The organism is Pseudomonas sp. TWR1-1-4 (genome assembly GCF_049897165.1).
GTDB lineage: Bacteria > Pseudomonadota > Gammaproteobacteria > Pseudomonadales > Pseudomonadaceae > Aquipseudomonas > Aquipseudomonas canadensis.
This window is the reverse complement of sequence record NZ_JAFCVS010000005.1, coordinates 19,313-44,546: the sequence shown is the minus strand read 5'-3', so window position 1 is coordinate 44,546 and position 25,234 is coordinate 19,313. Positions and strand designations below refer to the sequence as shown.

Sequence of the window (25,234 nt, the reverse complement as noted above, 5' to 3'; positions counted from 1 at the left end):
ATGGCGTTCCTGAGCTCGCTATCGCCGGCAAGCCTGGCTCCTACAGTGCGTGGTGTTCTTTGTAGATTTTTAGGGCCTTGAGCCGTTCGCGCTTGAGCGCCTCGCCCAGCTCAGGGCCTTTGAAACCCTTCTCCAGCAAGGGTGCAACGGCCACTTCGCGAGCTGCCTTCGCGGCCCCACGCAAATAATCCGCTTGTGGATAACTTCTCTGCTCCAGACCCTTGCGGCCTCGGGCGTCCATTTCGCAAGCGACCACGAATTCCTCAAAGCGCTGCGGCCGACGGTAAACGTCGAAACTTTGCAGCAACTCCAGCAGCGTCGAGGCTTTCAGCTCCAGCGCACGATGACCGTGGGTGTGATACTGGCCCACCAGCAACGCCAATTCCTGGCAATTTCTTGGCACCTTGAAGCGTTCATTGACGGCATTGATCAGCTCCAAACCCCGCTGTTCATGGGCGATGTGCTGCGGCAACTTATCCACAGGGGTCGTGCCTTTGCCCAAGTCGTGCAGCAGGCAGGCCCAGCGCACGGTAAGGGGCTGCTGATGCAAGGCCGCTTGTTCCAGCACGCTCAAGGTGTGAATGCCGGTGTCGATTTCCGGGTGATGGGCTTCGGGTTGTGGGACGCCGAACAGGGCATTCACTTCTGGCATCAAGGTTTTCAGCGCATTGCAGTCGCGCAGTACCTGAATGAACACGTCGGGTTGGTCTTCCATCAGTGCGCGGGAAATTTCTTTCCAACTGCGCTCGGGCGTCAGCGCCTCCAGTTCGCCGGATTCGCTGAGCTGGCGCATCAGTTCAAATGTTTCTGGTGCGACGGTAAACCCCAGTGCCGCGTAACGTGCGGCGAAGCGTGCAACACGCAGTACTCGCAAGGGATCTTCGGCGAACGCCGGAGAAACATGGCGCAGAATGCGGGCTTCAAGATCTCGCTGACCGTGATAAGGGTCGGTCAAGTTACCGTCGTCGTCTTCCGCCATAGCGTTGATCGTCAGGTCGCGGCGGATCAGGTCTTCTTCCAGCGTCACCTCGGGGCTGGCGTGAAATACAAAGCCGCCATAACCCCGGCCGCTTTTGCGCTCAGTACGGGCGAGGGCGTACTCGTCACCGTTTTTTGGGTCCAGAAATACCGGGAAGTCAGCACCCACCGGCTTGTAGCCCTTGGCGAGCATCTCTTCGGCAGTCGCGCCCACCACGACGCGGTCGATATCGGTCACCGGGATACCCAAGAGGCGATCTCGCACCGCACCGCCGACTTTGTAGATTTTCATGAAAAAGCCTCCATTAGCGGCACAGGATACCGTCTGTGCCTGGCCAATGGAGGCTTTGCTGTTTCAGAGATTAACGACGGCCAGGTCCAGGCGGCCGTAGTCGTTATCGTTGTGATCGGTGCGCGGTGGCACGTGGTGGGTTTTCATCACCTGGTCGCCCTGCAGGGTTTCTAGGTGAATATCAAAGCCCCAAAGCCTGTGCAGGTGCTTGAGCACTTCCTCGGTGGACTCGCCCAGGGGTTTGCGGTCGTGCTGCTGGTGACGCAAGGTCAGCGAGCGGTCGCCGCGTACATCAATGCTGTAGATCTGCACGTTGGGCTCGCGGTTACCCAGGTTGTACTGGGCCGCCAGGGTTTCGCGGATGGTGCGATAGCCGGGTTCATCGTGGATGGCCGGCACCACCAGGTCATCCTTGAGGTCATCATCGAGAATACTGAACAGTTTCAGGTCTCGAATGACCTGCGGTGACAGGTACTGCAGGATAAAACTCTCGTCCTTGAAGCTGCTCATGGCGAATTTTATGGTGGACAGCCAATCGCTCCCGGCGATTTCCGGGAACCAGCGGCGGTCCTCCTCGGTGGGGTGTTCACACATGCGCCGTATATCGCGGTACATGGCAAAGCCCAATGCATAGGGGTTGATGCCATTGTAGTAAGGGCTGTCGAAGCCGGGTTGGAACACCACGCTGGTGTGGGAGGTGAGGAACTCCATCATGAAGCCGTCGGTGACCAGGCCTTCGTCGTACAGGTCATTCATCAACGTGTAGTGCCAGAACGTGGCCCAGCCTTCGTTCATCACCTGGGTTTGGCGCTGTGGATAAAAGTACTGGGCGATCTTGCGCACGATACGCACGATTTCCCGCTGCCAGGGTTCCAGCAGCGGTGCGTGTTTTTCCAGGAAATAGAGGATGTTCTCCTGCGGTTCGGCGGGGAAGCGCGCATTGTCCTTGTCGCTATTCTTGCCGGCGCGCTTGGGAATGGTGCGCCACAGGTCGTTGATCTGTTTCTGCAGGTGCTCCTCACGCTCCTTCTGGCGCAGGCGTTCTTCCTCGGCGGAGATCGGATACGGGCGTTTGTAGCGGTCGACGCCGTAGTTCATCAGCGCATGGCAGGAGTCGAGCAGGTCCTCCACCGCATCGATGCCGTGGCGCTCCTCGCATTGCATGATGTACTGCTTGGCGAACACCAGGTAATCGATGATCGAACTGGCGTCGGTCCAGGTGCGGAACAGGTAGTTGCCCTTGAAGAAACTGTTATGCCCATAGCAGGCATGCGCCACCACCAACGCCTGCATGCAGATGGTGTTCTCTTCCATCAGGTAGGCGATGCAAGGGTCGGAGTTGATCACGATCTCGTAGGCCAGGCCCATCTGACCGCGGCTGTAGGACTTTTCGGTGCTGAGGAAGTGTTTGCCGTAGGACCAATGGTGATAACCCAGTGGCATGCCGACCGAGGCGTAGGCATCCATCATCTGTTCGGCGGTAATCACCTCGATCTGGTTGGGATAGGTGTCCAGGGCATAACCCGCCGCAATGCGGCTGATTTCGCGGTCATAGGCCTGGATCAGTTCAAAGGTCCACTCGGAACCCGTGGAGATCGGTTGGCGTCTTTGCTCTTTTTTGGCGGTCATGTCACTAACCTGCGCTGGAAGAGTTCACGGAAGACCGGGTAGATATCGCCGGCCGAGACCAGTTGCTGCTGGGCGAACGTGTCGGCAAAGGCTTCGCCGATGCGCTCGTATTCGAACCACAGGGCCTGGTGCTCACGGGGGGTGATTTCAACGTAAGTGTAGTACTGCACGAACGGCATGATCTGGTTGATCAGGATGTCACGGCAGATTGGGGAGTCGTCGTTCCAGTTGTCACCGTCCGAGGCCTGGGCGGCGTAGATGTTCCATTCATTGGCCGGGTAGCGCTCGGCCATGATCTCCTGCATCAGTTTCAATGCACTGGAAACGATGGTGCCGCCGGTTTCCCGCGAGTAGAAGAATTCCTCTTCGTCGACTTCTCGGGCGCTGGTGTGGTGGCGGATGAATACGACGTCGATCTTGTCGTAGTTCCGCTTCAGGAACAGGTACAACAGAATGAAGAAGCGCTTGGCGATGTCCTTGGTGGCTTGAGTCATGGAGCCCGACACGTCCATCAGGCAGAACATCACCGCCTTGGAGCTGGGGTTGGGTTGTTTGACCAGCAGGTTGTATTTCAAGTCGAAGGTGTCGAGGAATGGCACGCGGTGAATACGTGCGCTTAGTTTCTCGATTTCCGCCTCTATTTCCTGGATATCGCCGAAGTTGTCCGGCTCTTCACGCTTCAACCGCGCCAGCTCTTCCTTGGCGTCCCTCAGTTTGGCGCGGCTGCTGCCTGACAGAGCGATGCGCCGCGCATGGGCCGAGCGCAGGGTGCGGATGATGTTGATGCGGGACGGGTTACCCTCGTTGCTGATCCCGGCGCGCACGGTTTTGAAGGTGTCGGTGCCGGTCAGGTTGCGTTTGACCAGGTTGGGCAGTTCCAGGTCTTCGAACATGAATTCGAGGAATTCTTCCTGGGTGATCTGGAACACGAACTCATCCATGCCTTCGCCGGAATTGCCTGCCTTGCCCGGCCCTTTACCGCCGCCACCGCCTTGGGGGCGCTGGATATGTTCGCCGGTCGTGAATTCCTTATTGCCAGGATGAACGACGGTCTGTTTGCCGCCCCGGCCGTGGTGCAGCACCGGTTCGTCGATGTCCCGTCCAGGAATGCTAATTTGCTCGCCGTGCTCCATGTCCGTGATGGAACGGCGGCTGACGGCCTCTTCGACGGCCTTTTTGATGTGGTCACGGTAACGCAGCAGGAAACGCTGGCGGTTTACCGTGCTCTTGTTCTTGCCATTGAGGCGTCGGTCGATCACATAGCTCATGGGGAGCCCTCCGGGCAGCTTCACGTTACAAGCTTCAAGCCGCGAGCTGGAAGCTTAGAGACAAGCGGTCAGCTGCCAGGCCAGTGGCCCGGCAGTTCACGCCTGTCGCTGCCTTACTGCGATTTGCGAACCCGCAGATACCACTCGGAGAGCAGTCGTACCTGTTTGTCGGTGTAGCCGCGCTCGACCATGCGTGTGACGAAGTCGTTGTGTTTTTGCTGATCCTCCTTGCTGGCCTTGGCGTTGAAGCTGATGACCGGCAGCAGGTCCTCGGTGTTGGAGAACATTTTTTTCTCGATGACCACCCGCAGCTTCTCGTAGCTGAGCCAGGTTGGGTTCTTGCCATTGTTGTTGGCGCGGGCGCGCAGCACGAAGTTGACGATTTCGTTGCGGAAATCTTTCGGGTTGCTGATGCCGGCGGGTTTTTCGATCTTTTCCAGTTCCTCGTTGAGGGCCACGCGGTTGAGGATTTCGCCGGTTTCCGGGTCGCGGTACTCCTGGTCCTGGATCCAGAAGTCGGCGTACAGCACGTAGCGGTCGAAGATGTTCTGGCCGTATTCGCTGTAGGACTCCAGGTACGCGGTCTGGATTTCCTTGCCGATGAACTCGATGTAGCGCGGCGCCAGGTATTCCTTGAGGAAACGCAGGTAGCGTTCGCGGGTTTCGGCCTGGAATTGCTCCTGTTCGATCTGCTGTTCCAGCACGTAGAGCAAGTGCACCGGGTTGGCCGCAATTTCGTGGGGGTCGAAGTTGAAGACCTTGGACAGTATCTTGAACGCAAAACGTGTCGACAGACCGTTCATGCCCTCATCCACACCGGCGGTGTCGCGGTATTCCTGGATCGACTTGGCCTTGGGATCGGTATCCTTGAGGTTTTCGCCGTCGTACACGCGCATCTTCGAGTAGATGTTCGAGTTTTCCGGCTCCTTGAGGCGCGACAGCACCGTGAACTGGGCGAGCATCTTCAGGGTGTCGGGTGCGCAGTGCGCCTTGGCCAGGGAGCTGTTGAACAGGAGCTTGTCGTAGATCTTGATTTCATCGCTGACCCGCAGGCAGTACGGCACCTTGACGATATAGATCCGGTCGATGAAGGCTTCGTTGTTCTTGTTGTTGCGGAAGGTGTGCCACTCCGATTCGTTGGAGTGCGCCAGCAGGATCCCGGTGAACGGAATCGCGCCCAGGCCTTCGGTGCTGTTGTAGTTGCCTTCCTGGGTCGCGGTGAGCAATGGGTGCAGCACCTTGATCGGTGCCTTGAACATCTCCACGAACTCCATCAGGCCCTGGTTGGCCCGGCACAGTGCGCCTGAGTAGCTGTAGGCGTCGGCGTCGTTCTGTGGGAATTCTTCAAGCTTGCGGATATCGACCTTGCCCACCAGCGCCGAGATGTCCTGGTTGTTCTCGTCGCCCGGCTCGGTCTTGGCCACGCCGATCTGGTTGAGGATCGATGGGTAGAGCTTGACCACGCGGAACTGGCTGATGTCACCGCCGAACTCGGCCAGGCGCTTGGTGGCCCAGGGCGACATGATGGTGTTGAGGTAGCGGCGCGGGATGCCGAAGTCCTCTTCGAGGATCGCGCCATCTTCCGTGGCGTTGAACAGGCCCAGGGGCGACTCGAAGACCGGTGAGCCCTTGATGGCGTAGAAGGGCACTTTTTCGATCAGTTGTTTGAGTTTTTCGGCCAAGGACGATTTACCACCGCCGACGGGGCCAAGCAGATAGAGGATCTGTTTCTTCTCCTCCAAGCCTTGGGCAGCATGGCGGAAGTAGGAAACGATCTGGTCGATGCATTCTTCCATGCCGTGGAAGTCTTCAAAGGCCGGATAGCGGCGGATCACCTTGTTGGAGAATATTCGCGACAGGCGCGAATTGTTCGAGGTGTCTATCAGCTCTGGCTCGCCAATTGCCAGCAGCAGGCGTTCGGCGGCAGACGCGTAGGTGCTGCGATCCTGTTTGCACAGCTCGAGATACTCTTGCAGCGTGAGTTCTTCCTGCTGTGTGGATGCGAAGCGTTGTTGGAAGTGGCTGAATATACTCATGACGTCGTCACCTCGCTCGATACGTGGAGCCGACGCCGGATCAATCAGTCGATGCTGGCAGACATTGGCAGACGCCAATGGCCGTTTTCCCCCCAGAACACCCTGAAACGCTACCGATGACCCGCACGCCGGTGTACCGGCTCTCCCCTGATTCGGATGGCCTGCGCTTAAGGATAGTTCGGAATCAGAGAGGTCAAGGCGCGATGCGCAATTAGTTTGGCTGCGCCGTTCGTCAGAAACGGCGCGAGCCCAAGCGTCACGCGGGGTAGCGGGGTGTGAAAAAAATTATTGCGAATTGTCGGAAGAAATTTCCGCAGGAAAAGTCGTACGCCACAGTTCAAAGCCGCCGTCCAGGCTATAGACGTCGGAGAAACCCTGGCTGATCAGATAGGCCGCTGCGCTCTGACTGGAGTTGCCGTGATAACAGGCCACGATCACCGGCGCGTCGAGGTCGGCGGCGCGGATGAAATCGGCGATGTTGACGTTGTCCAGGTGCTGGGCGCCGGTGATGTGGGCGGCCGCATAAGTCGGCTGGTCACGAATGTCGACAACCACGGCGCCTTGCTCGCGCAGGGCCTGGGCTTGTTCAGGGGGGATACGTTTGAATTCGCTCATGGCGGGCTCCTATGGCTTGGCAGTAGCCGGCAGTGTAACGGGAAGAGGGGATTCGCACTGGCAGCTATAACGCTCGCCGGTGTCGATGTTCATCAGGGTCATGGCGCCGCCCCACACGCAACCGGTGTCGAGGGCGAACACGCCGGGTTCATCGCACTTGCCCTCAAGGGCCGCCCAATGGCCAAAAATGATCTTGGTGTCACGGGTCTTGCGTTCTTTGTGAGCGAACCACGGCTTGTAGCCCGGCAGCGCGGTGTCAGCGCCTTCCTTGCTCTTGAGGTCGAGCTTGCCCTCGGCGGTACAGAAACGCATGCGCGTGAAGTAGTTGGTGATGACCCGCAGGCGCGTGACGCCGGTGAGGTCGTTGTTCCACTTTACTGGTTCGTTGCCGTACATGCCGTCGAGGTAGGCGGTGTACAGGTTGTCATCGGCCAGGGCGCTTTCGACTTCGGCGGCGCACTTGAGGGCTTTCTTCAGTGTCCACTGCGGCGGGATGCCAGCATGGACCAAGGCCATGTTGCGGCCTTCGTCGTAATGCATGACTTTCTGCCGGCGCAGCCAGTCGAGCAGCTCGGTGCGATCCGGCGCTTCGAGGATTTCCCGAAGGGTATCGCCCTTTTTCAGACGCTCGATGTTATTGCCGGCGGCCAGCAGATGAAGGTCGTGATTACCCAATACGCAGACTAGAGCGTCGCGCAGGCTATACAAATAGCGCAGCGTTTCCAGGGATTTCGGGCCGCGATTGACCAGATCGCCGACCAGCCACAGGCGATCGTGGGTTGGGTTGAAGGCTACGCGTTCAAGCAGGCATTTGAGCGGTTCGAGGCAGCCCTGCAGGTCGCCGACCGCGTACGTCGCCATCAGTGCAGGGCTCCCGGCACGGCAAGGCGGAAGGGCGCGATGATGGCGTCGAACAACTTGCCGTCGGTGGCTTTCATCTGATACGAGCCTTGCATGGTGCCGACTTTGGAGGTCATCACCGTGCCGCTGCTATAGGTATGGCTGGCGCCGCTGTCGATCAATGGTTGCTGACCCACCACGCCGGCACCGCGAACTTCTTCGACCTGACCGTCACCGTCGGTGATCACCCAGTGGCGCGACAGCAGCTTGGCCGGCACCAGTCCGTTGTTTTTCACCGTGATGGTGTAGGCAAAGGCAAAGCGGTTGTGTTCAGGTTGGGATTGGTCCGCCAGGAAGCGGGTGACGACGCTGACGTCGATCTGGTAGCGAGGATCGGACATGCAAGAGGCCTTAAAAGCGGAGGACAGCAGATGCGGGTCAGTCTAGGCCAAGAGGAGGGCACTAGGCCAGACATGTGTCTGGCCTTGCCCGGCGCTGTCAGTCTGCGGCTGGCGCAGGCTGGATCGCCAACTGGTCGGCCAGGCGCACGAACGCGGCGAGGTCCAGTTGCTCGGGACGCAGGCCGCCATCGACGCCGGCAGCTTCGATCTCGGCATTGCTCAGCAGCGCCTTGAGCGTGTTGCGCAGGGTCTTGCGGCGTTGGTTGAAGGCCTCGCGCACCACGCGCTCCAGCAACTTGTGGTCCTTGGCCGGGTGTGGCAACACGGCGTGGGGCACCAGGCGCACGATGGCCGAGTCGACCTTAGGCGGCGGGTTGAACGCGCCAGGGCCCACGTTGAACAGGTGCTCGACGCGGCAATGGTACTGAACCATGATCGACAGACGGCCCCAATCACCACCGCCAGGACCCGCGGCCAGACGTTCAACTACTTCCTTTTGCAGCATGAAGTGCATGTCGCGGATGATGCCGGCGTTGTTCAGCAGGTGGAAAATCAGCGGCGTGGAGATGTTGTACGGCAGGTTACCCACCACACGCAGGCTGTTGGGCGCGGCATTGAGGGTGTTGAAGTCGAACTTCAGCGCATCACCCTGATGCAGGTTGAAGTTGGGCTTGCCGGCGAACTGCTGGTTGAGGATCGGGATCAGGTCCTTGTCCAGTTCCACCACGTCCAGTTGGCCGCCGCTGGCCAGCAGGCCTTGGGTCAGCGCGCCCTGGCCCGGACCGATTTCCAGCAGACGGTCTTCAGGTTTGGCATGGATGGAGCGCAGGATGCGGTCGATCACGCCAGCGTCGTGCAGGAAGTTTTGCCCGAAGCGCTTGCGCGCCCGGTGTTGGTAATGCTCGGTCATATACGGGTCTCGGCCATCTGATAGGCGGTTTCCAGGGCCACGTGCAGGCTGCCGGTATCGATCTTGCCGCTGCCCGCCAGGTCCAGGGCAGTGCCATGGTCGACGGAGGTGCGGATGATCGGCAAGCCCAGTGTCACGTTGACTGCGGCGCCGAAGCCTTTGTATTTAAGCACCGGCAGCCCCTGGTCGTGGTACATCGCCAGCACTGCGTCGCAGTGCTCCAGATATTTGGGGGTAAACAGAGTGTCCGCAGGCAGTGGGCCGCGCAGGTCCATGCCTTCTTGGCGCAGACGCTCCAGGGTGGGTTCGATGATGTCGATTTCTTCATGGCCCAAGTGGCCGCCTTCGCCGGCGTGGGGGTTGAGCCCGCAGACCAGGATGCGCGGTTGGGCGATGCCGAATTTCTGTTGCAGGTCGGCGTGCAGGATGCGCGTGACGCGTTCCACCCGCTCGACGGTGATGGCATCGGCAATCTCGCGCAGCGGCAGGTGCGTGGTCACCAAGGCGACCCGTAGGCCGCGCGTGGCCAGCATCATGACGACTTGTTCGGTGTGGGTCAGCTCGGCGAGGAACTCGGTGTGGCCGGAAAAGGCGATACCGGATTCATTGATCACGCCTTTGTGTACGGGCGCGGTGATCATGCCGGCGAAGTCGCCGTCGATGCAGCCTTGCCCGGCGCGAGTCAGGGTTTCCAGCACGAACGCTGCGTTGGCTTTGTTCAGTTGCCCGGCAACCACGTTGGCCTGCAGCGGGGTGTCCCACACATACAGGCTTCCTGCCGGGGCAGGCAGGTCCGGCCAATTGCCGGGCGCCACGTCCAACAGAATGACGGCCACACCCAGCTGCGCGGCCCGCTCAAGGAGCAGGTCGCGGCTGGTAATGGCAATCAGGGGGTGTGGCTGGGGTTGCGAGGCGAGCAGCAGGCACAGGTCAGGACCAATGCCGGCCGGCTCGCCGGGTGTCACCGCGAAACGCTGGGGTTTCACTGAGCTGCCTGGTCGGTGCCTGTCTGGGCGCCTGGCAGCTTGTTCTCAACATAGGCTTCGTCGCGGATCTGACGCAGCCAGGTTTGCAGCTCTTCATCGTATTTGCGGTTACGCAGTACGTTCAGCGCTTGTTGCTCGCGGGCTTGGTTGGTGTTGTCGGTGGCGCGACGGCCAAGGACTTCCAGCACATGCCAGCCATATTGGGTCTTGAACGGCTTGGACAATACACCCTGCGGGGTATCGGCCATCACCTGTTGGAACTCCGGCACCAGCGCTTTCGGATCGATCCAGTTCAGGTCGCCGCCATTGAGGGCAGAACCCGGGTCTTCCGAGAAGCTCTTGGCCAGGGTAGCGAAGTCTTCACCGCTCTGGATGCGGTCATAGATCTTCTGGGCCAGTTCCTTGGTTTGGGCTTCGGTGCGGATTTCGCTAGGTTTGACCAGGATGTGGCGAACGTGCACCTCATCCTTGAGCGATGTTTCGCCGCCGCGTTTTTCCAAGAGCTTCAGGATGATGAAGCCTCCCGGTGTGCGCGCAGGTTGGGTGATGCCACCCACTTCCATTGCGCTCAGCTCGCGGTCGAACGGAGGAGGCAATTGAGCCGCTTTACGCCAGCCCATGTCGCCGCCTTCTAGTGCGTTGTCGCTGCCGGACTGGGCGATCGCCATTTGGGCGAAGTCGGCACCCGCCTTCAAGCGATCATAGATAGCCTGGGTCTTGGCGGCGGCTGCATTGAGCTGCTCGGAGTTGGCGCTGTCCGGTGTCGGGATCAGGATGTTGGCCAGGTGCAGTTCCTCGGAAAGCTGCATCTTGCCCAGGTCCGACGCCAGGAAGTTCTTCACTTCCTGCTCGGAGACCTGAACCCGCTCGGCCACACGGCGCTGGCGTACACGGCTGATGATCATTTCACGGCGGATCTGGTCACGGGCGTCCTCATAGGACAAACCGTCGTGTGCCAAGGCTGCACGGAACTGGTCGATGCTCATGTTGTTGCGCTGGGCGATAGTGCCCACGGCCTGGTTCAGTTCTTCGTCCGAAATACGGATGCCGGAACGATCGCCGATCTGCAGTTGCAGGTTCTCGACGATCAAACGCTCGAGTACCTGCTGGTCCAGGACGCTGGTCGGTGGCACGCCACCGCCACGCTTGGCGATGGTTTGCTGGACTTCCTTGACGCGCTGGTCCAGTTGGCTCTGCATGATCACGTCGTTATCGACGATGGCCACTACCTTATCCAGTTCTTGAACCGCAGCGTGCGCCGATGCGGTACCCAGGAACAGTGCGCCCAGCACTAGCGGGCGCAGACAATCAGAAAGCTTGGTCTTCACGTTCACGATAACCTTCAATGCCTTTGTCGAGGAAGCTCTCTACCTTGGCGCCGGTCAGGCCGCCGAGTCCTTTGAGGACGATCTGGAAGAAGAGCCCGTGGTCACCCTTTTCGTTAAGCGGGGCGATCTGGCTGTATTCGTCGTTGGAAACCCAGTAACGGTTGATGACGCGCAGTTTCCAGCAGCAGTTGTCGTACTCGAAACCACCGAAGGCTTCCAGGGTACGGTTGCGAGCGTAGTCATACTGCCAGCGGGTGATCAGGTTCCACTGGGGAATGATCGGCCACATCATCGAGAAGTCGTGTTGTTGGATTTTGTAGTAATCCTTCACATAGTTATCTGCGCCCGGTGTGCCGTAGTCGCCACCAAACTGCCATTTGCCGGTCAGTTGGTTGTAGACGACCTGGTCATTACGATAGCGATAACCAACGTTGATGATTTTGTTCGGGTTGTCTTCCGGCTGGTAGTGAAGCATCGCGCTGCCGGAACGAGGACTGTGTTCCTCGGTGTCCCAGTTGTAGTCGGCAGTGGCGCGCCAGTCACGGTTGAAGCGGAACTCGTAGTCCAGTGCAACCGGCGAAACGTCGGACTGTGCATCGGCACGGTCAGCCGCCAGGATACCCGGCAGTTGAACCTCACGATCCTTGAAGTAAACCGCCTGGCCAACGGACACACGCTGACGTTCAAAGCCGTTTTCTTCGATCCAGCGGCTGGTCACGCCCAGGGAAAGTTTATTCTCGTCGCCGATCCGGTCGGTGCCGCTGAAGCGGTTATCGCGGAACAGCGACGCATAGCTGAACGAGTATTCGCTGGTATCAAAGACCGGGATGTCGCTCTGGTCCTTGTTCGGCACATACAGGTAGAACGCACGCGGCTCAAGGGTCTGGCGATAGTCTTTGCCGAACCAGTTGGTGTTGCGGTCGAAATAGAGGCCGCTGTCGACGCTGGCGATTGGCACCGCGCGGTCTTGCGAGCTTTTGAAGGTGCCACCGGCATATTGAGTGCCGGCTGCGGCTGCCGCATTTTGACTCGCAATGATCTGGTTCTTGCCGGTGCTATCCAAATCAAGATCGTACTTGGTGTAAACGTACTTGAGCTTCGGCGTGATAAAACCGTAGGTCCAGTTCATCGGATAGGCGACGGCTGGTGCCACGTTCAGGCGTGTACCGTTTGCACGGGTCAGGCCGCGGACGTAGGTGTCCAGGCGAGGCGACACAAATCCGTCCTGATCGGTGAACGTGCCATTTTCAAGGCTGCGTTCAAAGCGAACAGCTTCAGTCTCATAGGTAAAGTTCAGCCCACCCGGGTGATACGGCAGCGCACCATTGAAGGTGATTTGCGGCAACCGGTCATACGGCGTGATCTGTGAGATCGTCGCTAGCTGGTAAGCCTGGAGGTTCAGGCGCGCCTGGTAAGAGTCGCCCCGGTAGGTCACGGAACCCTGTTGATTGAGGGCATCACGGCTTTCAACACCTTCCTGGAACGACTTCAGATCCTGGAAGTAGTAAGGATCACTGATGCGGGTGTAATCCACCTGGGTCGCTACACGCGAATCCAGCCCGCCCTTATGCTGCCAATTGAGCATATAGCGGGTTTTTTCGTAGTCGGTCTGTTTTTTGCGCTCGTCGTTGTCGTCGTTCAGGTACGCGCCGCCGAACTGGCCTTCGCTGGACTTGGTGAGGTAGCGGAATTCGCCTTCCATCAACAAACCGCGCTTGGTCATGTATTGCGGGTACAACGTGGCGTCGTAGTTGGGCGCCAGGTTGAAGTAGTACGGCGTCACCAGGGTGAAGCCGGTTTCGCTGCCGGTGCTGAAGCTTGGCGGCAGGAAGCCGGATTGACGACGGTCGTCGATCGGGAAATAGATGTAAGGGGTATAGAGGATCGGGATGTTCTTGACCCGCAACGTCGCGTTGGTGGCGGTACCGAAACCGGTGGCCGGGTTCAACGTGATGTTGTTGCCCCTGAGCTGCCAGGCGTTGCTGTCTGGCTCGCAGGTGGTGTACGTACCGTCCTTGAGACGGATGATCGCGTTTTCGGCACGCTTGGCGTACAGCGCGTTACCGCGGATGCGCGATTTGTGCAGCACATATTCGGCGTTGTCGATCTGGGCCGCGCCGGTATCGAGTTGCACTTCGGCATGGTCGCCCACGATCAGTGCACCGTTGTCGCGCAGACGGACCTTGCCGTTCAGCTCGCCACGGTTCTCGGCCTGGTACAGGCTGGCTTCTTCAGATTCCAACTGCATGCTGCCCTGGCGCATGACGACGTCACCGGCCAGGGTCGCGACTTGTTGTTCCTGCTCGTAACGCGAAGCCTTGGCACCGATGAAGGTGGGCGCATCGCTCTTGTTCGTCTTGTCGTTCATGCCAGGACGAGTCGGCTCGATGTACGCACCGCCGCAGTACGGGCCGGTTTCGGCCAGCTGCGCTGCGGTCAGCTTCTCGCGTGGTACCCAGTCCAGGTGGCTGTAATCGGCGCTGCGCGAGCGCAGGCCACGGCCCTTGGATTCGGTGACCAGTGCGGTCTTGGGCTCGGCCTCGGCGTTGCCGCCAGCATCGGTCTGAGCCGTGCTGTTGGCGGAGCTGATGGCAGCGCCATCATGCACCGGGCGCGGTGGTAGCGGGGCTGCGGCGGTTTTCGGCGCGCAATCCCAGGCACCCGAAGCAGAGACTGAGCAGTCATACTGTTCCGCGGCGACCACGAATGAGGTGGCGAAGGGTTGCAAGGCCAGCAGACTGCCGGTTACCAGCAACGGAAATTTTCTACGAAACGCGGGGGATTTCAATGCCATCTTATTAGTCCGGGCTTCCTGCGTGCCATCTGCCCGCGGTTTGGGCCGCACGCCTCTCGATGGTCTGAAAAAGATGCGTGATAATAAAGCATGCCCCGCTTGACGGCTAGCGCCGTCGGAGACCCTTGTAATGCCCGAGCAAGATCTACGTTTACAACAGCTGGAAGTCTGGCTGGATGAGCAGTTACCGATCCTTTTCAACGCTCAAGGCTGGGGTGCCGTACCCCCGGCTACATTGACCGCGGCCAGCAGCGACGCGAGTTTCAGGCGCTACTTCCGTTGGGAAGGCGGTGGCCGGACCTTCGTGGTAATGGACGCTCCACCCCCCCAGGAAAACTGCAAACCTTTCGTCGATATCGCACATTTGCTGGCAAAGTCAGGAATAAATGTTCCAAAAATTTACGCAGAAGATTTGCCGCGCGGCTTTCTTTTGCTCAATGACCTGGGCAGAAAAACCTATCTGGACGTGATTGACGACAAAAACGCCGATCAATTGTTCGCCGATGCCATCGACGCCTTGCTGGCCTTCCAGCAATTGCCAATGGATGCACCGTTGCCCAGCTATGACCTTGCCTTGCTGCGCCGCGAGCTGGAATTGTTTCCAGAGTGGTACGTGCGCCGTCACCTGGGTATCGAACTGGATACGCAGCAGCAAGCGCTGTGGCAGCGTGTCAGTGATCACCTGATCGACAGCGCCCTGGCGCAGCCGAAAGTGTTGGTGCATCGCGACTATATGCCGCGCAACTTGATGATCAGCGAGCCCAACCCTGGGGTGCTGGATTTCCAGGATGCGGTCTACGGGCCGGTCACCTATGACATCACCTGCCTGTTCAAGGATGCCTTCCTCAGCTGGCCCAAGGCCCGTGTGCGGGAATGGCAGCGCGACTATTGGGCGCGTGCGGGGCAACTGAATATCCCGGTGCAGGCGGATTTCGAAGAGTTCCTGCGTGCCAGCGACCTGATGGGCGTGCAGCGTCACCTCAAGGTCATCGGTATCTTCGCGCGCATATGCCATCGCGATGGCAAGCCACGCTACCTGGCCGACGTGCCACGCTTCTTTGCTTATATAGAAGAGGTCTTGGCGGACCGTCCGGAGTTGAGTGAGCTGGGTGAGTTGCTCGCCAGCCTGCGCCAATCCGCCGGGGCAAGCGTATGAAGGCGATGATCCTGGCCGCCGGCAAAGGCGAGCGGATGCGCCCGCTGACCTTGCACACGCCCAAGCCACTGGTGCAGGCCGGCGGCAAGCGCCTGATCGAGTATCACCTGGAGGCGCTGGCCAAGGCTGGCTTCACCGATATCGTGATCAACCATGCGTGGCTCGGCCAGCAGATCGAAAGTTACCTGGGGGATGGCGCGCAGTTTGGTTTGCGCATCCGTTATTCCCCCGAAGGCGAGCCGCTGGAAACCGGCGGTGGGATTTTCCAGGCGTTGCCGTTGCTGGGGGATGAACCTTTCCTGGTAGTCAATGGCGATATCTGGACCGACTACGACTTCACCCAGCTCAAGCAGCCGCTCAAGGGCCTGGCCCATTTGGTGATGGTCGACAACCCGCCCCATCATCCTTCGGGCGGTGATTTCTACCTGGATCAAGGTTTGCTTCATGATGCAGCGGCCGGTGCCGATAACCTGACCTTCAGTGGCATTTCAGTGCTCGACCCCAAGCTGTTCGCGGGTTGCAGCGCGGGTGCCTTCAAGCTTGCGCCGCTGCTGCGGGCAGCGATGGCCAAAGGTCTGGTAACGGGGGAGCACATGGAGGGACGCTGGATTGATGTCGGCACGCTGGAGCGCTTGGCGCAGGTCGAAACCCTGCTGACAGCGGGGCAGTAACATGCTGTGGCCAGGGACGCTGATCGGCGCCGGGGCTGGCTTTGCCATTGCCAGTATTCCCGGGGCCATGTTGGGTGCGCTGTTGGGGCAGGCGCTGGACCGTCGCCTGCAATTGCACAGTTGGGCGCAGCTGCGCGAGCGCCTGGGCGGGCGACCGGCGTTGCGCAATGACGAGTTGTTATTTGTGTTGCTGGGGCGTTTGGCCAAGAGCAATGGCCGGGTAGTGGATGGGCATATCCAGCAGGCGCGTCAGGAGATGCGCTCGCTCGACATGACCGACTCGGCCCAGCGCCGCGCGATTGCGGCGTTCAATCGCGGCAAGTCCGGCTCCGACCGTGTGCGCAGCTATCTGCGCGTGCTCAAGGCTCAACCCCATGCGGCGGAAGGCGTATTGCGCGCCTGTTGGCGCATGGTTTGGGCGGACGGAAAGGCGGATGACGCCGAGCGTGACCTGATCGACCTGTGGGGCAAGTGGCTTGGTTGGACGCCGCAACAGTTGCAGGCACTGGCGGCCGACTACACACCGGAGCGCAAGCCGCTGGTCAGTCGCGGTGCTACCTATCAGGACGCGCTGCGCCTGTTGGGGGTGACTGCCACTACCGAGCCATCGGTGATCAAGCGAGCCTATCGCCGCCTGCTCAGCCGCCATCACCCGGACAAGATCGCCGGCACCGGCGCGAGCCCCGCGCAAGTGCGTGAGGCTACCGAGCGCACTCGCGAACTGCACAATGCCTATACGTTGATTCGCGAGCGCCGGGATTTTCGTTAGCTTTCACTCCTTCACGTTGATAACCCGCTCCCACAGGGGACCTGCGGTGTTCCCTCAGTCGGCGTTCGCCTGTGGGCTCAACCAGCCGCGAATCCTGCGATACAACTGCTCCTGCTCGGCAGCGCTGTTGCCGGGCAACGCTTTCAAGGACACCTGCTTGTAACCGTCATTTTTCAAACGTTTGGCCGCCTGGGCGCGGGCCTGGGCGTTTTTGCGTGATGGGTCGGTGTCCTGATAGAAGACATCGGCGGTCGGCAACTTCAGGCCGGGGGCCAGTTGTTGTACATCCGGATGCCGTCCGGTGGGCGTCTGCGCCGCGACCATGACGAACTTCTGCACCTGGGACGGTTGTTTCTCGCTCAAATACCGTGCGGCCCACCAGGCACCGGTGCCATGGCCGAGCAGCACAACGCTGCGCGCGCTTTGTGTTTGGGCGAACGCCACGGCGGCATCTATGCGGGCGAAGATGCGCGAAGCGTCGGTCTTGTCCTGCTCATCGGCACCCGGCACCACCGCCGGGTCGGTGCCTTCGGCTTCGGCGCTGGCGGCTTGCTCGATCGGTTTGTCGGCGGTGCTCGCTTCCTTGCTGCTGGTGTCGACAGTCGCCTTGGGCGCTTCCATCACACGCGGTGGCAGCGTATCCACGCTAACATCCGGTAACGACAGGCTGAGACTGCCCCAGTTGGCGTCCGGCAATTTGTGCCGCAACGGGCTGATTGCTTGCGGCCAGTCAGCATTTTCGCCAGCGCCGGGTACGATAATCACCACGCCTTCGGGCTCGGCGCTGTTGGCGGGTTTCCACAGGGCGAGGAAGGAATCGCTGCCGGCCTGCAATTGCTGCTGTTCTTGTTGTGGGATCTTGCGTTCGAGGGCGCTGGCTTCTGCCTGGCTGCGCTCGGGTAAAGGCTGGCGCTCGACGGGTTTATCGGCGGCAGGTGCGGGTGGGTCAGCAGCCTGTACGGAAAAGGCGCTGGTAAAAAGCAGCGACAGGCACAATGCTGGCAATGCTGAACGGTGAAAAAAGGGCATCGTAAATTCCCGGCCAGAAGTGATTCCAGCAGCCTAATGGGTTGGTCAGTATTTGTCAGTGATGTGAGACGTGGATCATGGGTTTTCGCTGTCTGCTGGTTATCGGCTGTTTGTGCCTTGGCTTGATGGCAAATGCCGCCCCTGCGCCCGTCGCGCCCCAGGCACAGCTCAATGCGCAGCAACGCGAATGGCTGGCTCAGCACCCTGAGCTGCGGGTCGGACTGGTGTTGCAAGCACCCTACGCGCAATACGATCGGCGTTTGCAGCGGCTGTCCGGGGCGAATGTCGAGTTGATGCAGTGGCTGGCCAAGGCGCTGAATATCGAGCTGACCTGGCGCAATTTTCCCAATCAGGAGCAACTGGAAGCCGCCGTGCGCGAGGGCGAGGTGGACATTGCCCCAGGCCTGCAACAAACCCCGTCCGGTCTGCGCCTGTGGTTGTTCACCGACCCCTACATGCGCGTGCCGCAACACATCGTCGGCATCCGCGATGGCGGCGGTGCCGTGGAGCTGGAAAAACTCGATGAACAATCCCGCGTCGCTGTGCGCATGCCCAGCGCCGTGGCTGATTACCTGCGCAGCACTTATCCCGGCCTCAACCTGCAGGGCGTGCCGATGGAGCGCCAGGCCCTGCAATTGTTGGTGAGCCAGCAAGCGCGTTATGCGGTGGTGGATGAAGCGCAGTTGAGCCGCTTGTCCGGCGAGGCGGAGTTTGCCGGGCTGGCAGTGGTGGGCGACATCGGCCTGCCGCAATTGCTGCGGGTGGCCACGCGGCGAGAATGGCCGGAACTGGCCGGCATCATGCAAAGCGCCTTGCGCGCCATCCCCGCTCGCGACTTGGACCAACTGCACAACCGCTGGCTGCAACCCAAATACCCGCGCCTTACCGAGTCCCCGGGCCTCTGGCAAAACCTCAGTCTGTTGCTGGGCCTGTTGCTGCTCGCCAGCCTGGCCGTGGTGTTTTGGCAACGCCGCCAGCAACGGGTGCTGGAACACGGCTTGTTGGCCGCACGGGAAGAAAGCGCCGCCCGCGCCGCCGGTGCCGAGGCCCTAAGGCTGACACAGTTTTCCATCGACCAGAGCACCGTCGGCATCCTCTGGGTCAACTGGGACAGTCATGTGCGCTACGCCAATCACGCGGCCGAAAGCATGCTCGGCTACGGCCCCGGTGCGCTGATCGAGCGGCCGCTCGCCGACCTTGATCCGAGCCTGGACATGGACCGTTGGCTCAACCTCTGGAAACGTGCACGGGCCAGTGAAGAAGGGCCGCAGAACTTCGCTACCGATTGTCGGCGAGCCGATGGCAGCATCCTGCCAACCAATGTGTCCTTGAGTTTCCTGCGCTTTGCCGAAGCTGAATACCTGGTGGTCTACCTCAACGATGTCAGCGAACTGAGGCGGACGTTGGCCGCGTTGCTGCAAAGCGAAGCGCAACTGCGCGAACTGTCCGCCCACCTGGAAACCGTACGCGAAGAAGAAAAAGCCCGTATCGCCCGCGAAGTGCACGACGAGCTCGGGCAAATGCTCACCGTGCTCAAGCTCGAAACCTCTATGTGCGAGCTGGCCTATGCGCAACTCGACCCCGGTTTGCACGAGCGCTTGAACAGCATGAAGCGCTTGATCGCCCAGCTGTTCCAGTTGGTGCGGGACGTGGCGACGGCACTGCGCCCGCCGATTCTGGATGCGGGTATCGCTTCAGCCATCGAATGGCAGGCGCGGCGCTTCGAAGCGCGCACGCAAATTCCCTGCTTGGTGCAGGTTCCGGATAACCTGCCGGCTCTCAGCGATGCCAAGGCCATTGGCTTATTCCGCATCCTGCAGGAGGCGCTGACCAATGTGATGCGCCATGCCCAGGCGCATACTGTCGAATTGACCCTTTCTCTGGAGGGCACGGATTTGCGCCTGACCATCAGCGATGATGGCGTCGGCTTCGTCCAGGCGCAGGGCCGCCCGGTGTCGTTTGGCCTGGTAGGCATGCGCGAGCGCGTGCTGATCATGGGTGGGCAATTGAGGCTGGACAGCGAATTGGGGGAGGGCACCACCCTGAGTGTCACGGTGCCATTGGATGCATAACACCAAGAGGAAGTCCCTGTGATCCGCGTACTGGTAGCCGAAGACCACACCATCGTTCGTGAGGGCATCAAGCAATTGATTGGCCTGGCCAAGGACCTGCTGGTGGTGGGGGAGGCCAGCAATGGCGAGCAATTGCTGGAGACCCTGCGCCACGTGCCCTGCGAGGTGGTTTTGCTGGACATCTCGATGCCCGGCGTCAACGGCCTGGAAGCGATTGCGCGGATCCGTGCGCTGAACAATCCGCCGGCAATCCTGGTGCTGTCGATGCACGACGAAGCGCAAATGGCTGCCCGCGCCTTGAAGGTCGGCGCCGCCGGTTACGCCACCAAGGACAGCGACCCGGCGCTGTTGCTCACGGCGATTCGCAAGGTGGCGGCCGGCGGGCGTTACATCGACCCGGACCTGGCCGACCGGATGGTCTTCGAAGTCGGCCTCACCGATACGCGACCGCTGCATTCATTACTGTCCGAGCGCGAGTTCTCGGTGTTCGAGCGCCTGGCCCAGGGCGCCAACGTCAACGACATCGCCCAGCAACTGGCGCTGAGCAGCAAGACCATCAGCACCCACAAGGCGCGACTGATGCAAAAGCTCAATATCACGTCCCTGGCGGAGTTGGTGAAGTACGCCATGGAACACAAGCTGCTCTAACCACATACCTGATAACGACACCGCGAAAACCCCGCCGAGCCCATTCTTGCCGCTTGCAGCTCGCCACTTGTCGCTGCACCGTCCCGTGCGCGCCATCCGTGTAGGGCAATCCCTACCCCAAACCTTCCATCCGGCTGATGCAATTCTCTCCTGGCCCCCGATTTCCGGGGCCTTGCGGCTGGACTACGCTTGTCTCACAGCAGTCCAAAACAAAAAGGTGCGGGTATGAGCGAGGTGGATTCAAATGATGTGCTGGTCAGCTTTCGTGGCGTGCAGAAGAGCTACGACGGCGAGAACCTGATCGTCAAAGACCTCAACCTGGAGATTCGCAAGGGCGAGTTCCTCACCCTGCTCGGGCCTTCCGGTTCGGGCAAGACCACCAGCCTGATGATGCTCGCCGGCTTTGAAACGCCGACGGCCGGCGAAATCCAGCTGGCCGGGCGCTCCATCAACAACGTGCCGCCGCATAAACGCGACATCGGCATGGTGTTTCAGAACTATGCGCTGTTTCCGCACATGACCGTGGCCGAGAACCTGGCGTTCCCGCTGTCGGTGCGGGGCTTGAGCAAGACCGATATCAGCGAGCGGGTCAAACGGGTGCTGAGCATGGTCCAGCTCGATGCTTTCGCCCAGCGCTACCCGGCGCAACTCTCTGGCGGCCAGCAACAGCGCGTGGCATTGGCCCGCGCGCTGGTGTTCGAACCACAGCTGGTGCTGATGGACGAACCCCTCGGCGCCCTCGACAAGCAACTGCGTGAACACATGCAGATGGAGATCAAGCACCTGCACCAGCGCCTCGGCGTGACCGTGGTGTATGTGACCCACGACCAGGGCGAGGCGCTGACCATGTCTGACCGCGTGGCGGTGTTCCATCAGGGTGAAATCCAGCAGATCGCCGCGCCGCGAACCCTCTACGAAGAACCGAAGAACACCTTCGTCGCCAACTTCATCGGCGAGAACAACCGGCTCAATGGCCGCTTGCACAGCCATACCGGCGAGCGCTGCGTGGTGGAGCTGGCGCGCGGTGAGAAGGTCGAGGCGCTGGCGGTGAATGTCGGCCAGGTCGGCGGCCCGGTGACCCTGTCGGTACGCCCGGAGCGCGTCAGCCTCAATGGTTCCAGCGAATCTTGCGTCAACCGCTTCTCCGGGCGCGTGGCCGAATTCATCTACCTGGGCGACCACGTGCGTGTGCGCCTGGAAGTCTGCGGCAAGGCCGATTTTTTTGTGAAACAACCGATTGCCGAGCTGGACCCAGCCCTGGCGGTTGGCGACGTGGTACCGATTGGCTGGCAAGTCGAGCACGTTCGCGCACTCGACCCACTTCTAGAGGCGAATTGATCGCCCCCTGGCTTCACCAACCCTGCACGTGGAGAGAACAACAATGTTGAGATCCCTGAAGTATTCCGCCCTGGCTTTGGGCTTGATGGGCGCGACACAGGCCATGGCAGGCCCGGACCTGACGGTCGTGTCCTTTGGCGGCGCGAACAAGGCGGCCCAGGTCAAAGCCTTCTACGCACCATGGGAAAGCGCGGGCAACGGCAAGATCGTCGCCGGTGAGTACAACGGTGAAATGGCCAAGGTCAAAGCCATGGTCGACACCAAGAGCGTGTCCTGGGACCTGGTAGAAGTGGAATCGCCGGAGCTGTCCCGTGGCTGCGATGAAGACATGTTCGAGCCACTGGACCCGAAACTGTTCGGCAACAGCGCCGACTACGTGAAGGGCGCGATCCAGCCATGCGGCGTGGGCTTCTTCGTATGGTCCACCGTGCTCGCCTACAACGCCGACAAGTTGGCCAGCGCGCCGACCAGTTGGGCGGATTTCTGGGACACCAAGAAATTTCCGGGCAAGCGCGGCCTGCGTAAAGGCGCCAAGTACACCCTGGAATTCGCACTGATGGCCGACGGCGTTGCGCCGAAGGACGTTTACAAAGTGCTGGCCGGCAAAGATGGCCAGGACCGCGCGTTCAAGAAACTCGACGAGCTCAAGCCATCGATCCAGTGGTGGGAAGCGGGTGCACAGCCGCCGCAATACCTGGCTTCGGGCGACGTGGTGATGAGTTCGGCCTACAACGGCCGCATCGCCGCCGTGCAGAAAGAAAGCAACCTGAAAGTGGTGTGGAACGGCGGGATCTACGACTTCGACGCGTGGGCGATTCCTAAAGGCTTGGCGAAAGACCGTGCTGAAGCGGCGAAGAAATTCATCGCCTTCTCGGTGCAACCACAGCAGCAGAAGACCTACTCGGAAAACATCGCCTACGGCCCGGCCAACACCCAAGCCGTGCCGTTGCTGGCCAAGGACATCCTCAAAGACATGCCGACTACCCCGGAAAACATCGCCAACCAGGTGCAGATCGACGTGAGCTTCTGGGCGGATAACGGTGAGCAGTTGGAGCAGCGCTTCAACTCGTGGGCGGCCAAATAACACCACCTGCTGTGTTTGATGGGCTTTTGTGGTGAGCGGGCTTGCCCCGCGCTGGGCTGCGAAGCAGTCCCAAACCAGGCGCTGTGTTTTGTCTGACAGAACGCGGTGCTGGTCAAAAGGGGCTGCTTCGCAGCCCAGCGCGGGGCAAGCCCGCTCACCACAGAGTCAGAGCCCAGACACAGGTTTGTCGTCATTTTTAGATTTTCGGAGTCAGCCATGGCCATCGCCGTTCCCTCGAACGAGGTCAACAGCCCCACCCTCAAGCAGCGCCTGGCGCGTGCCGAGCGGCTCAATCGCTGGAAGGCCCAAGCCTTGATCGCGCCGCTGGTGCTGTTCTTGCTGCTGGTGTTCCTGGTGCCGATTGTTGCGCTGCTGTTCAAAAGCGTCGGCAACCCCGAAGTGGTGGGCGGTTTGCCGCGTACGGTGGTGGCGGTGACGGCATGGGATGGCCGGGGTTTGCCGGGCGAGCCGGTGTACCGGGCCCTCAGTGAGGACTTGGGCGAGGCCCGTCAAAATCAGACCTTGGGCGATCTGTCCAAACGCTTGAACATGGAACTGGCCGGCTACCGCAGCCTGCTGACCAAAACTGCGCGGGCGCTGCCCTTCAGCGAAGCGCCTGCCTCCTATAAAGAAGCGCTGGAAAGCCTCGATGAACGTTGGGGGGACCCGGCGTACTGGCAGGCGATCCGGCGCAATACCAGCAGCCTGACGCCGTTCTACCTGCTGGCGGCGGTCGATCACCGCATCGATGACCTCGGTGAAGTGGCGCCGGCCACGCCGGACCAGGCGATCTATCTGGATATTTTCGCCCGGACCTTCTGGATGGGCCTGGTGATCACTGCGGTCTGCCTGCTGTTGGCCTATCCGCTGGCCTACCTACTGGCCAATCTGCCGGCACGCAAAAGCAACCTGCTGATGATCTTGGTGTTGCTGCCGTTCTGGACCTCGATCCTGGTGCGAGTCGCCGCGTGGATCGTGTTGCTGCAGTCCGGTGGCCTGATCAACAGTGCACTGTTGGGCATGGGTCTGATCGATAAGCCGCTGGAGCTGGTGTTCAATCGGACCGGCGTCTACATCTCCATGGTGCACATCTTGCTGCCGTTCATGATCCTGCCGATCTACAGCGTGATGAAGGGCATTTCGCCCACCTACATGCGCGCGGCGATTTCCCTGGGCTGCCACCCATTCACCAGCTTCTGGCGCGTGTACTTCCCGCAGACCTACGCCGGTGTCGGCGCCGGTTGCCTGCTGGTGTTCATCTTGGCGATTGGTTACTACATCACCCCGGCGCTGCTGGGCAGTCCGAACGACCAGATGGTCAGCTACTTCGTGGCGTTCTACACCAACACCAGCATCAACTGGGGCATGGCCACGGCACTGGGCGGCCTGTTGCTGCTGGCCACCGTGTTGCTGTACCTGATCTATAACCGCCTGGTAGGCGCCAGCCGCTTGCGCCTGAGCTGAGGAGACCTTGTGATGCTGAGCCCTTATATGTCGCCCGTTGAGCGGGTGTGGTTCTACAGCTTGCGGATCCTCTGCGGCTTGATCCTGTTGTTTTTGATTCTGCCGGTGCTGGTGATCATCCCGCTGTCGTTCAATAGCGGCAGTTTCCTGGTGTACCCGCTGCAAGGCTTTTCGCTGCATTGGTATCAGGACTTCTTCGCCTCCGCCGAGTGGATGCGGGCGCTGAAGAACAGCATCATCGTTGCCCCTGCTGCCACGGTGCTGGCGATGGTATTCGGCACCTTGGCGGCGATCGGCCTGACCCGCGGCAACTTCCCCGGCAAGGCGTTGGTCATGGCGCTGGTGATTTCACCCATGGTGGTGCCGGTGGTGATCATCGGCGTGGCCAGCTACCTGTTCTTTGCGCCGTTGGGCCTGGGCAACAGTTTCTTCTCGCTGATCGTGGTGCATGCGGTGCTGGGTGTGCCGTTTGTGATCATCACCGTCTCGGCGACGTTGCAGGGGTTCAACCATAATCTGGTGCGGGCGGCGGCCAGTCTCGGCGCCTCGCCATTGACTGCATTCCGCCGGGTGACCTTGCCGTTGATCGCGCCGGGGGTGATTTCCGGGGCGCTGTTTGCTTTCTCCACTTCGTTTGATGAAGTGGTAGTAACGCTGTTCCTCGCCGGCCCCGAGCAAGCGACCCTGCCACGCCAGATGTTCAGCGGCATCCGCGAAAACCTCAGCCCGACGATTGCGGCGGCGGCAACCCTGCTGATTGCGTTCTCGGTGCTGCTGTTGCTGACCCTGGAATGGCTGCGTGGCCGTAGCGAGAAACTGCGTACCGCCCAGGTTTAGAGCCCGTTGGCGATCAAAATGTGGGAGCGGGCTTGCTCGCGAAAGCGGTGGATCAGTTAAAAGGTGTATTCACTGACAAACCTCATTCG

The 25,234-nt window shown here is 60.5% G+C and carries 21 protein-coding genes; 9 read left to right on the top strand and 12 right to left on the bottom strand.

What is annotated here, in order from left to right:
* Positions 1 to 40 precede the first annotated feature (40 nt).
* The 11 genes from ACP7C6_RS15960 to ACP7C6_RS15910 all read right to left on the bottom strand — a co-directional run bounded on the left by ACP7C6_RS15960 (position 41) and on the right by ACP7C6_RS15910 (position 14,077).
* On the bottom strand, positions 41 to 1,270 hold the full coding sequence (locus tag ACP7C6_RS15960) for a multifunctional CCA addition/repair protein (protein WP_426108977.1): 1,230 nt from the start codon (positions 1,268 to 1,270) through the stop codon (positions 41 to 43).
* Between the two features lie 63 nt (positions 1,271 to 1,333).
* Positions 1,334 to 2,899, bottom strand: coding sequence for a SpoVR family protein (locus ACP7C6_RS15955; RefSeq protein WP_426108976.1), 1,566 nt, complete (start codon positions 2,897 to 2,899; stop codon positions 1,334 to 1,336).
* Positions 2,896 to 4,167 carry a YeaH/YhbH family protein gene (locus ACP7C6_RS15950; RefSeq protein WP_426108975.1) on the bottom strand — a complete coding sequence of 424 codons (1,272 nt, stop codon included), beginning with the start codon at positions 4,165 to 4,167 and terminating at the stop codon, positions 2,896 to 2,898. The genes ACP7C6_RS15955 and ACP7C6_RS15950 overlap by 4 nt, the downstream gene beginning before the upstream one ends.
* 113 nt (positions 4,168 to 4,280) lie before the next feature.
* Positions 4,281 to 6,203: a PrkA family serine protein kinase gene (locus ACP7C6_RS15945; protein ID WP_016977873.1), complete on the bottom strand. Its 1,923-nt coding sequence runs from the start codon at positions 6,201 to 6,203 to the stop codon at positions 4,281 to 4,283.
* Positions 6,204 to 6,488: 285 nt separating this feature from the next.
* Complete coding sequence (glpE, locus tag ACP7C6_RS15940) at positions 6,489 to 6,818, bottom strand: thiosulfate sulfurtransferase GlpE (RefSeq protein WP_426108974.1); 330 nt, start codon at positions 6,816 to 6,818, stop codon at positions 6,489 to 6,491.
* A 9-nt stretch (positions 6,819 to 6,827) separates the two neighbouring features.
* Positions 6,828 to 7,679, bottom strand: a complete 852-nt coding sequence (locus ACP7C6_RS15935; RefSeq protein WP_028618164.1) for a symmetrical bis(5'-nucleosyl)-tetraphosphatase — start codon at positions 7,677 to 7,679, stop codon at positions 6,828 to 6,830.
* Positions 7,679 to 8,059, bottom strand: coding sequence for a Co2+/Mg2+ efflux protein ApaG (apaG, locus tag ACP7C6_RS15930; protein ID WP_068936224.1), 381 nt, complete (start codon positions 8,057 to 8,059; stop codon positions 7,679 to 7,681). Before apaG ends, ACP7C6_RS15935 begins: the two co-directional genes overlap by 1 nt.
* A gap of 97 nt (positions 8,060 to 8,156) precedes the next feature.
* On the bottom strand, positions 8,157 to 8,969 hold the full coding sequence (rsmA, locus tag ACP7C6_RS15925) for a 16S rRNA (adenine(1518)-N(6)/adenine(1519)-N(6))-dimethyltransferase RsmA (protein WP_016977876.1): 813 nt from the start codon (positions 8,967 to 8,969) through the stop codon (positions 8,157 to 8,159).
* Entirely contained in the window at positions 8,966 to 9,955 is a 990-nt protein-coding gene (gene pdxA, locus ACP7C6_RS15920; protein WP_028618162.1) for a 4-hydroxythreonine-4-phosphate dehydrogenase PdxA, read from the bottom strand. The genes rsmA and pdxA overlap by 4 nt, the downstream gene beginning before the upstream one ends.
* A complete protein-coding gene (locus ACP7C6_RS15915; protein ID WP_016977878.1) occupies positions 9,952 to 11,289 on the bottom strand; it encodes a peptidylprolyl isomerase in 1,338 nt (445 codons plus the stop codon). Before ACP7C6_RS15915 ends, pdxA begins: the two co-directional genes overlap by 4 nt.
* On the bottom strand, positions 11,264 to 14,077 hold the full coding sequence (locus ACP7C6_RS15910) for an LPS-assembly protein LptD (protein ID WP_028618160.1): 2,814 nt from the start codon (positions 14,075 to 14,077) through the stop codon (positions 11,264 to 11,266). The genes ACP7C6_RS15915 and ACP7C6_RS15910 overlap by 26 nt, the downstream gene beginning before the upstream one ends.
* Positions 14,078 to 14,207: 130 nt before the next feature.
* Between ACP7C6_RS15910 and ACP7C6_RS15905 the strand changes: the two genes are divergently transcribed.
* Genes ACP7C6_RS15905 through ACP7C6_RS15895 form a run of 3 tightly spaced genes read left to right on the top strand, consistent with a single transcriptional unit; the run spans position 14,208 to position 16,673 of the window.
* The gene (locus ACP7C6_RS15905; RefSeq protein WP_126569568.1) at positions 14,208 to 15,233 is read left to right on the top strand and encodes an aminoglycoside phosphotransferase family protein; all 1,026 of its coding nucleotides are present in this window, start codon (positions 14,208 to 14,210) and stop codon (positions 15,231 to 15,233) included.
* On the top strand, positions 15,230 to 15,904 hold the full coding sequence (gene murU, locus ACP7C6_RS15900) for an N-acetylmuramate alpha-1-phosphate uridylyltransferase MurU (protein WP_122686805.1): 675 nt from the start codon (positions 15,230 to 15,232) through the stop codon (positions 15,902 to 15,904). The genes ACP7C6_RS15905 and murU overlap by 4 nt, the downstream gene beginning before the upstream one ends.
* A 1-nt stretch (position 15,905) precedes the next feature.
* Complete coding sequence (locus tag ACP7C6_RS15895; RefSeq protein ID WP_028618157.1) at positions 15,906 to 16,673, top strand: TerB family tellurite resistance protein; 768 nt, start codon at positions 15,906 to 15,908, stop codon at positions 16,671 to 16,673.
* Positions 16,674 to 16,727: 54 nt separating this feature from the next.
* On the opposite strand, the gene ACP7C6_RS15890 is transcribed toward ACP7C6_RS15895, so the two are convergent.
* Entirely contained in the window at positions 16,728 to 17,702 is a 975-nt protein-coding gene (locus ACP7C6_RS15890; RefSeq protein ID WP_426108973.1) for an alpha/beta hydrolase family protein, read from the bottom strand.
* Positions 17,703 to 17,779: 77 nt separating this feature from the next.
* Between ACP7C6_RS15890 and ACP7C6_RS15885 the strand changes: the two genes are divergently transcribed.
* The 6 genes from ACP7C6_RS15885 to ACP7C6_RS15860 all read left to right on the top strand — a co-directional run bounded on the left by ACP7C6_RS15885 (position 17,780) and on the right by ACP7C6_RS15860 (position 25,145).
* Entirely contained in the window at positions 17,780 to 19,774 is a 1,995-nt protein-coding gene (locus ACP7C6_RS15885) for a PAS domain-containing sensor histidine kinase (protein ID WP_068933424.1), read from the top strand.
* 18 nt (positions 19,775 to 19,792) lie between these two features.
* Positions 19,793 to 20,422, top strand: coding sequence for a response regulator (locus tag ACP7C6_RS15880; protein ID WP_015886166.1), 630 nt, complete (start codon positions 19,793 to 19,795; stop codon positions 20,420 to 20,422).
* A 225-nt stretch (positions 20,423 to 20,647) separates the two neighbouring features.
* Positions 20,648 to 21,760: an ABC transporter ATP-binding protein gene (locus ACP7C6_RS15875; protein WP_028618154.1), complete on the top strand. Its 1,113-nt coding sequence runs from the start codon at positions 20,648 to 20,650 to the stop codon at positions 21,758 to 21,760.
* 43 nt (positions 21,761 to 21,803) lie between these two features.
* The gene (locus tag ACP7C6_RS15870; RefSeq protein ID WP_028618153.1) at positions 21,804 to 22,844 is read left to right on the top strand and encodes an ABC transporter substrate-binding protein; all 1,041 of its coding nucleotides are present in this window, start codon (positions 21,804 to 21,806) and stop codon (positions 22,842 to 22,844) included.
* Positions 22,845 to 23,060: 216 nt separating this feature from the next.
* Positions 23,061 to 24,308, top strand: a complete 1,248-nt coding sequence (locus ACP7C6_RS15865) for an ABC transporter permease (RefSeq protein ID WP_122686799.1) — start codon at positions 23,061 to 23,063, stop codon at positions 24,306 to 24,308.
* Positions 24,309 to 24,320: 12 nt separating this feature from the next.
* Positions 24,321 to 25,145 carry an ABC transporter permease gene (locus tag ACP7C6_RS15860; RefSeq protein ID WP_028618151.1) on the top strand — a complete coding sequence of 275 codons (825 nt, stop codon included), beginning with the start codon at positions 24,321 to 24,323 and terminating at the stop codon, positions 25,143 to 25,145.
* Positions 25,146 to 25,234 lie beyond the last annotated feature (89 nt).

Coding starts and splice junctions, on each gene's coding strand:
- rsmA (WP_016977876.1), bottom strand. CDS start 8,969: ATGACCGAGCATTACCAACACCGGGCGCGCAAGCGCTTCGGGCAAAAC.
- ACP7C6_RS15955 (WP_426108976.1), bottom strand. CDS start 2,899: ATGACCGCCAAAAAAGAGCAAAGACGCCAACCGATCTCCACGGGTTCC.
- ACP7C6_RS15960 (WP_426108977.1), bottom strand. CDS start 1,270: ATGAAAATCTACAAAGTCGGCGGTGCGGTGCGAGATCGCCTCTTGGGT.
- ACP7C6_RS15890 (WP_426108973.1), bottom strand. CDS start 17,702: ATGCCCTTTTTTCACCGTTCAGCATTGCCAGCATTGTGCCTGTCGCTG.
- ACP7C6_RS15885 (WP_068933424.1), top strand. CDS start 17,780: ATGGGTTTTCGCTGTCTGCTGGTTATCGGCTGTTTGTGCCTTGGCTTG.
- ACP7C6_RS15945 (WP_016977873.1), bottom strand. CDS start 6,203: ATGAGTATATTCAGCCACTTCCAACAACGCTTCGCATCCACACAGCAG.
- ACP7C6_RS15895 (WP_028618157.1), top strand. CDS start 15,906: ATGCTGTGGCCAGGGACGCTGATCGGCGCCGGGGCTGGCTTTGCCATT.
- apaG (WP_068936224.1), bottom strand. CDS start 8,059: ATGTCCGATCCTCGCTACCAGATCGACGTCAGCGTCGTCACCCGCTTC.
- ACP7C6_RS15905 (WP_126569568.1), top strand. CDS start 14,208: ATGCCCGAGCAAGATCTACGTTTACAACAGCTGGAAGTCTGGCTGGAT.
- ACP7C6_RS15860 (WP_028618151.1), top strand. CDS start 24,321: ATGCTGAGCCCTTATATGTCGCCCGTTGAGCGGGTGTGGTTCTACAGC.
- murU (WP_122686805.1), top strand. CDS start 15,230: ATGAAGGCGATGATCCTGGCCGCCGGCAAAGGCGAGCGGATGCGCCCG.
- ACP7C6_RS15935 (WP_028618164.1), bottom strand. CDS start 7,679: ATGGCGACGTACGCGGTCGGCGACCTGCAGGGCTGCCTCGAACCGCTC.
- ACP7C6_RS15950 (WP_426108975.1), bottom strand. CDS start 4,167: ATGAGCTATGTGATCGACCGACGCCTCAATGGCAAGAACAAGAGCACG.
- ACP7C6_RS15875 (WP_028618154.1), top strand. CDS start 20,648: ATGAGCGAGGTGGATTCAAATGATGTGCTGGTCAGCTTTCGTGGCGTG.
- ACP7C6_RS15870 (WP_028618153.1), top strand. CDS start 21,804: ATGTTGAGATCCCTGAAGTATTCCGCCCTGGCTTTGGGCTTGATGGGC.
- ACP7C6_RS15865 (WP_122686799.1), top strand. CDS start 23,061: ATGGCCATCGCCGTTCCCTCGAACGAGGTCAACAGCCCCACCCTCAAG.
- glpE (WP_426108974.1), bottom strand. CDS start 6,818: ATGAGCGAATTCAAACGTATCCCCCCTGAACAAGCCCAGGCCCTGCGC.
- ACP7C6_RS15910 (WP_028618160.1), bottom strand. CDS start 14,077: ATGGCATTGAAATCCCCCGCGTTTCGTAGAAAATTTCCGTTGCTGGTA.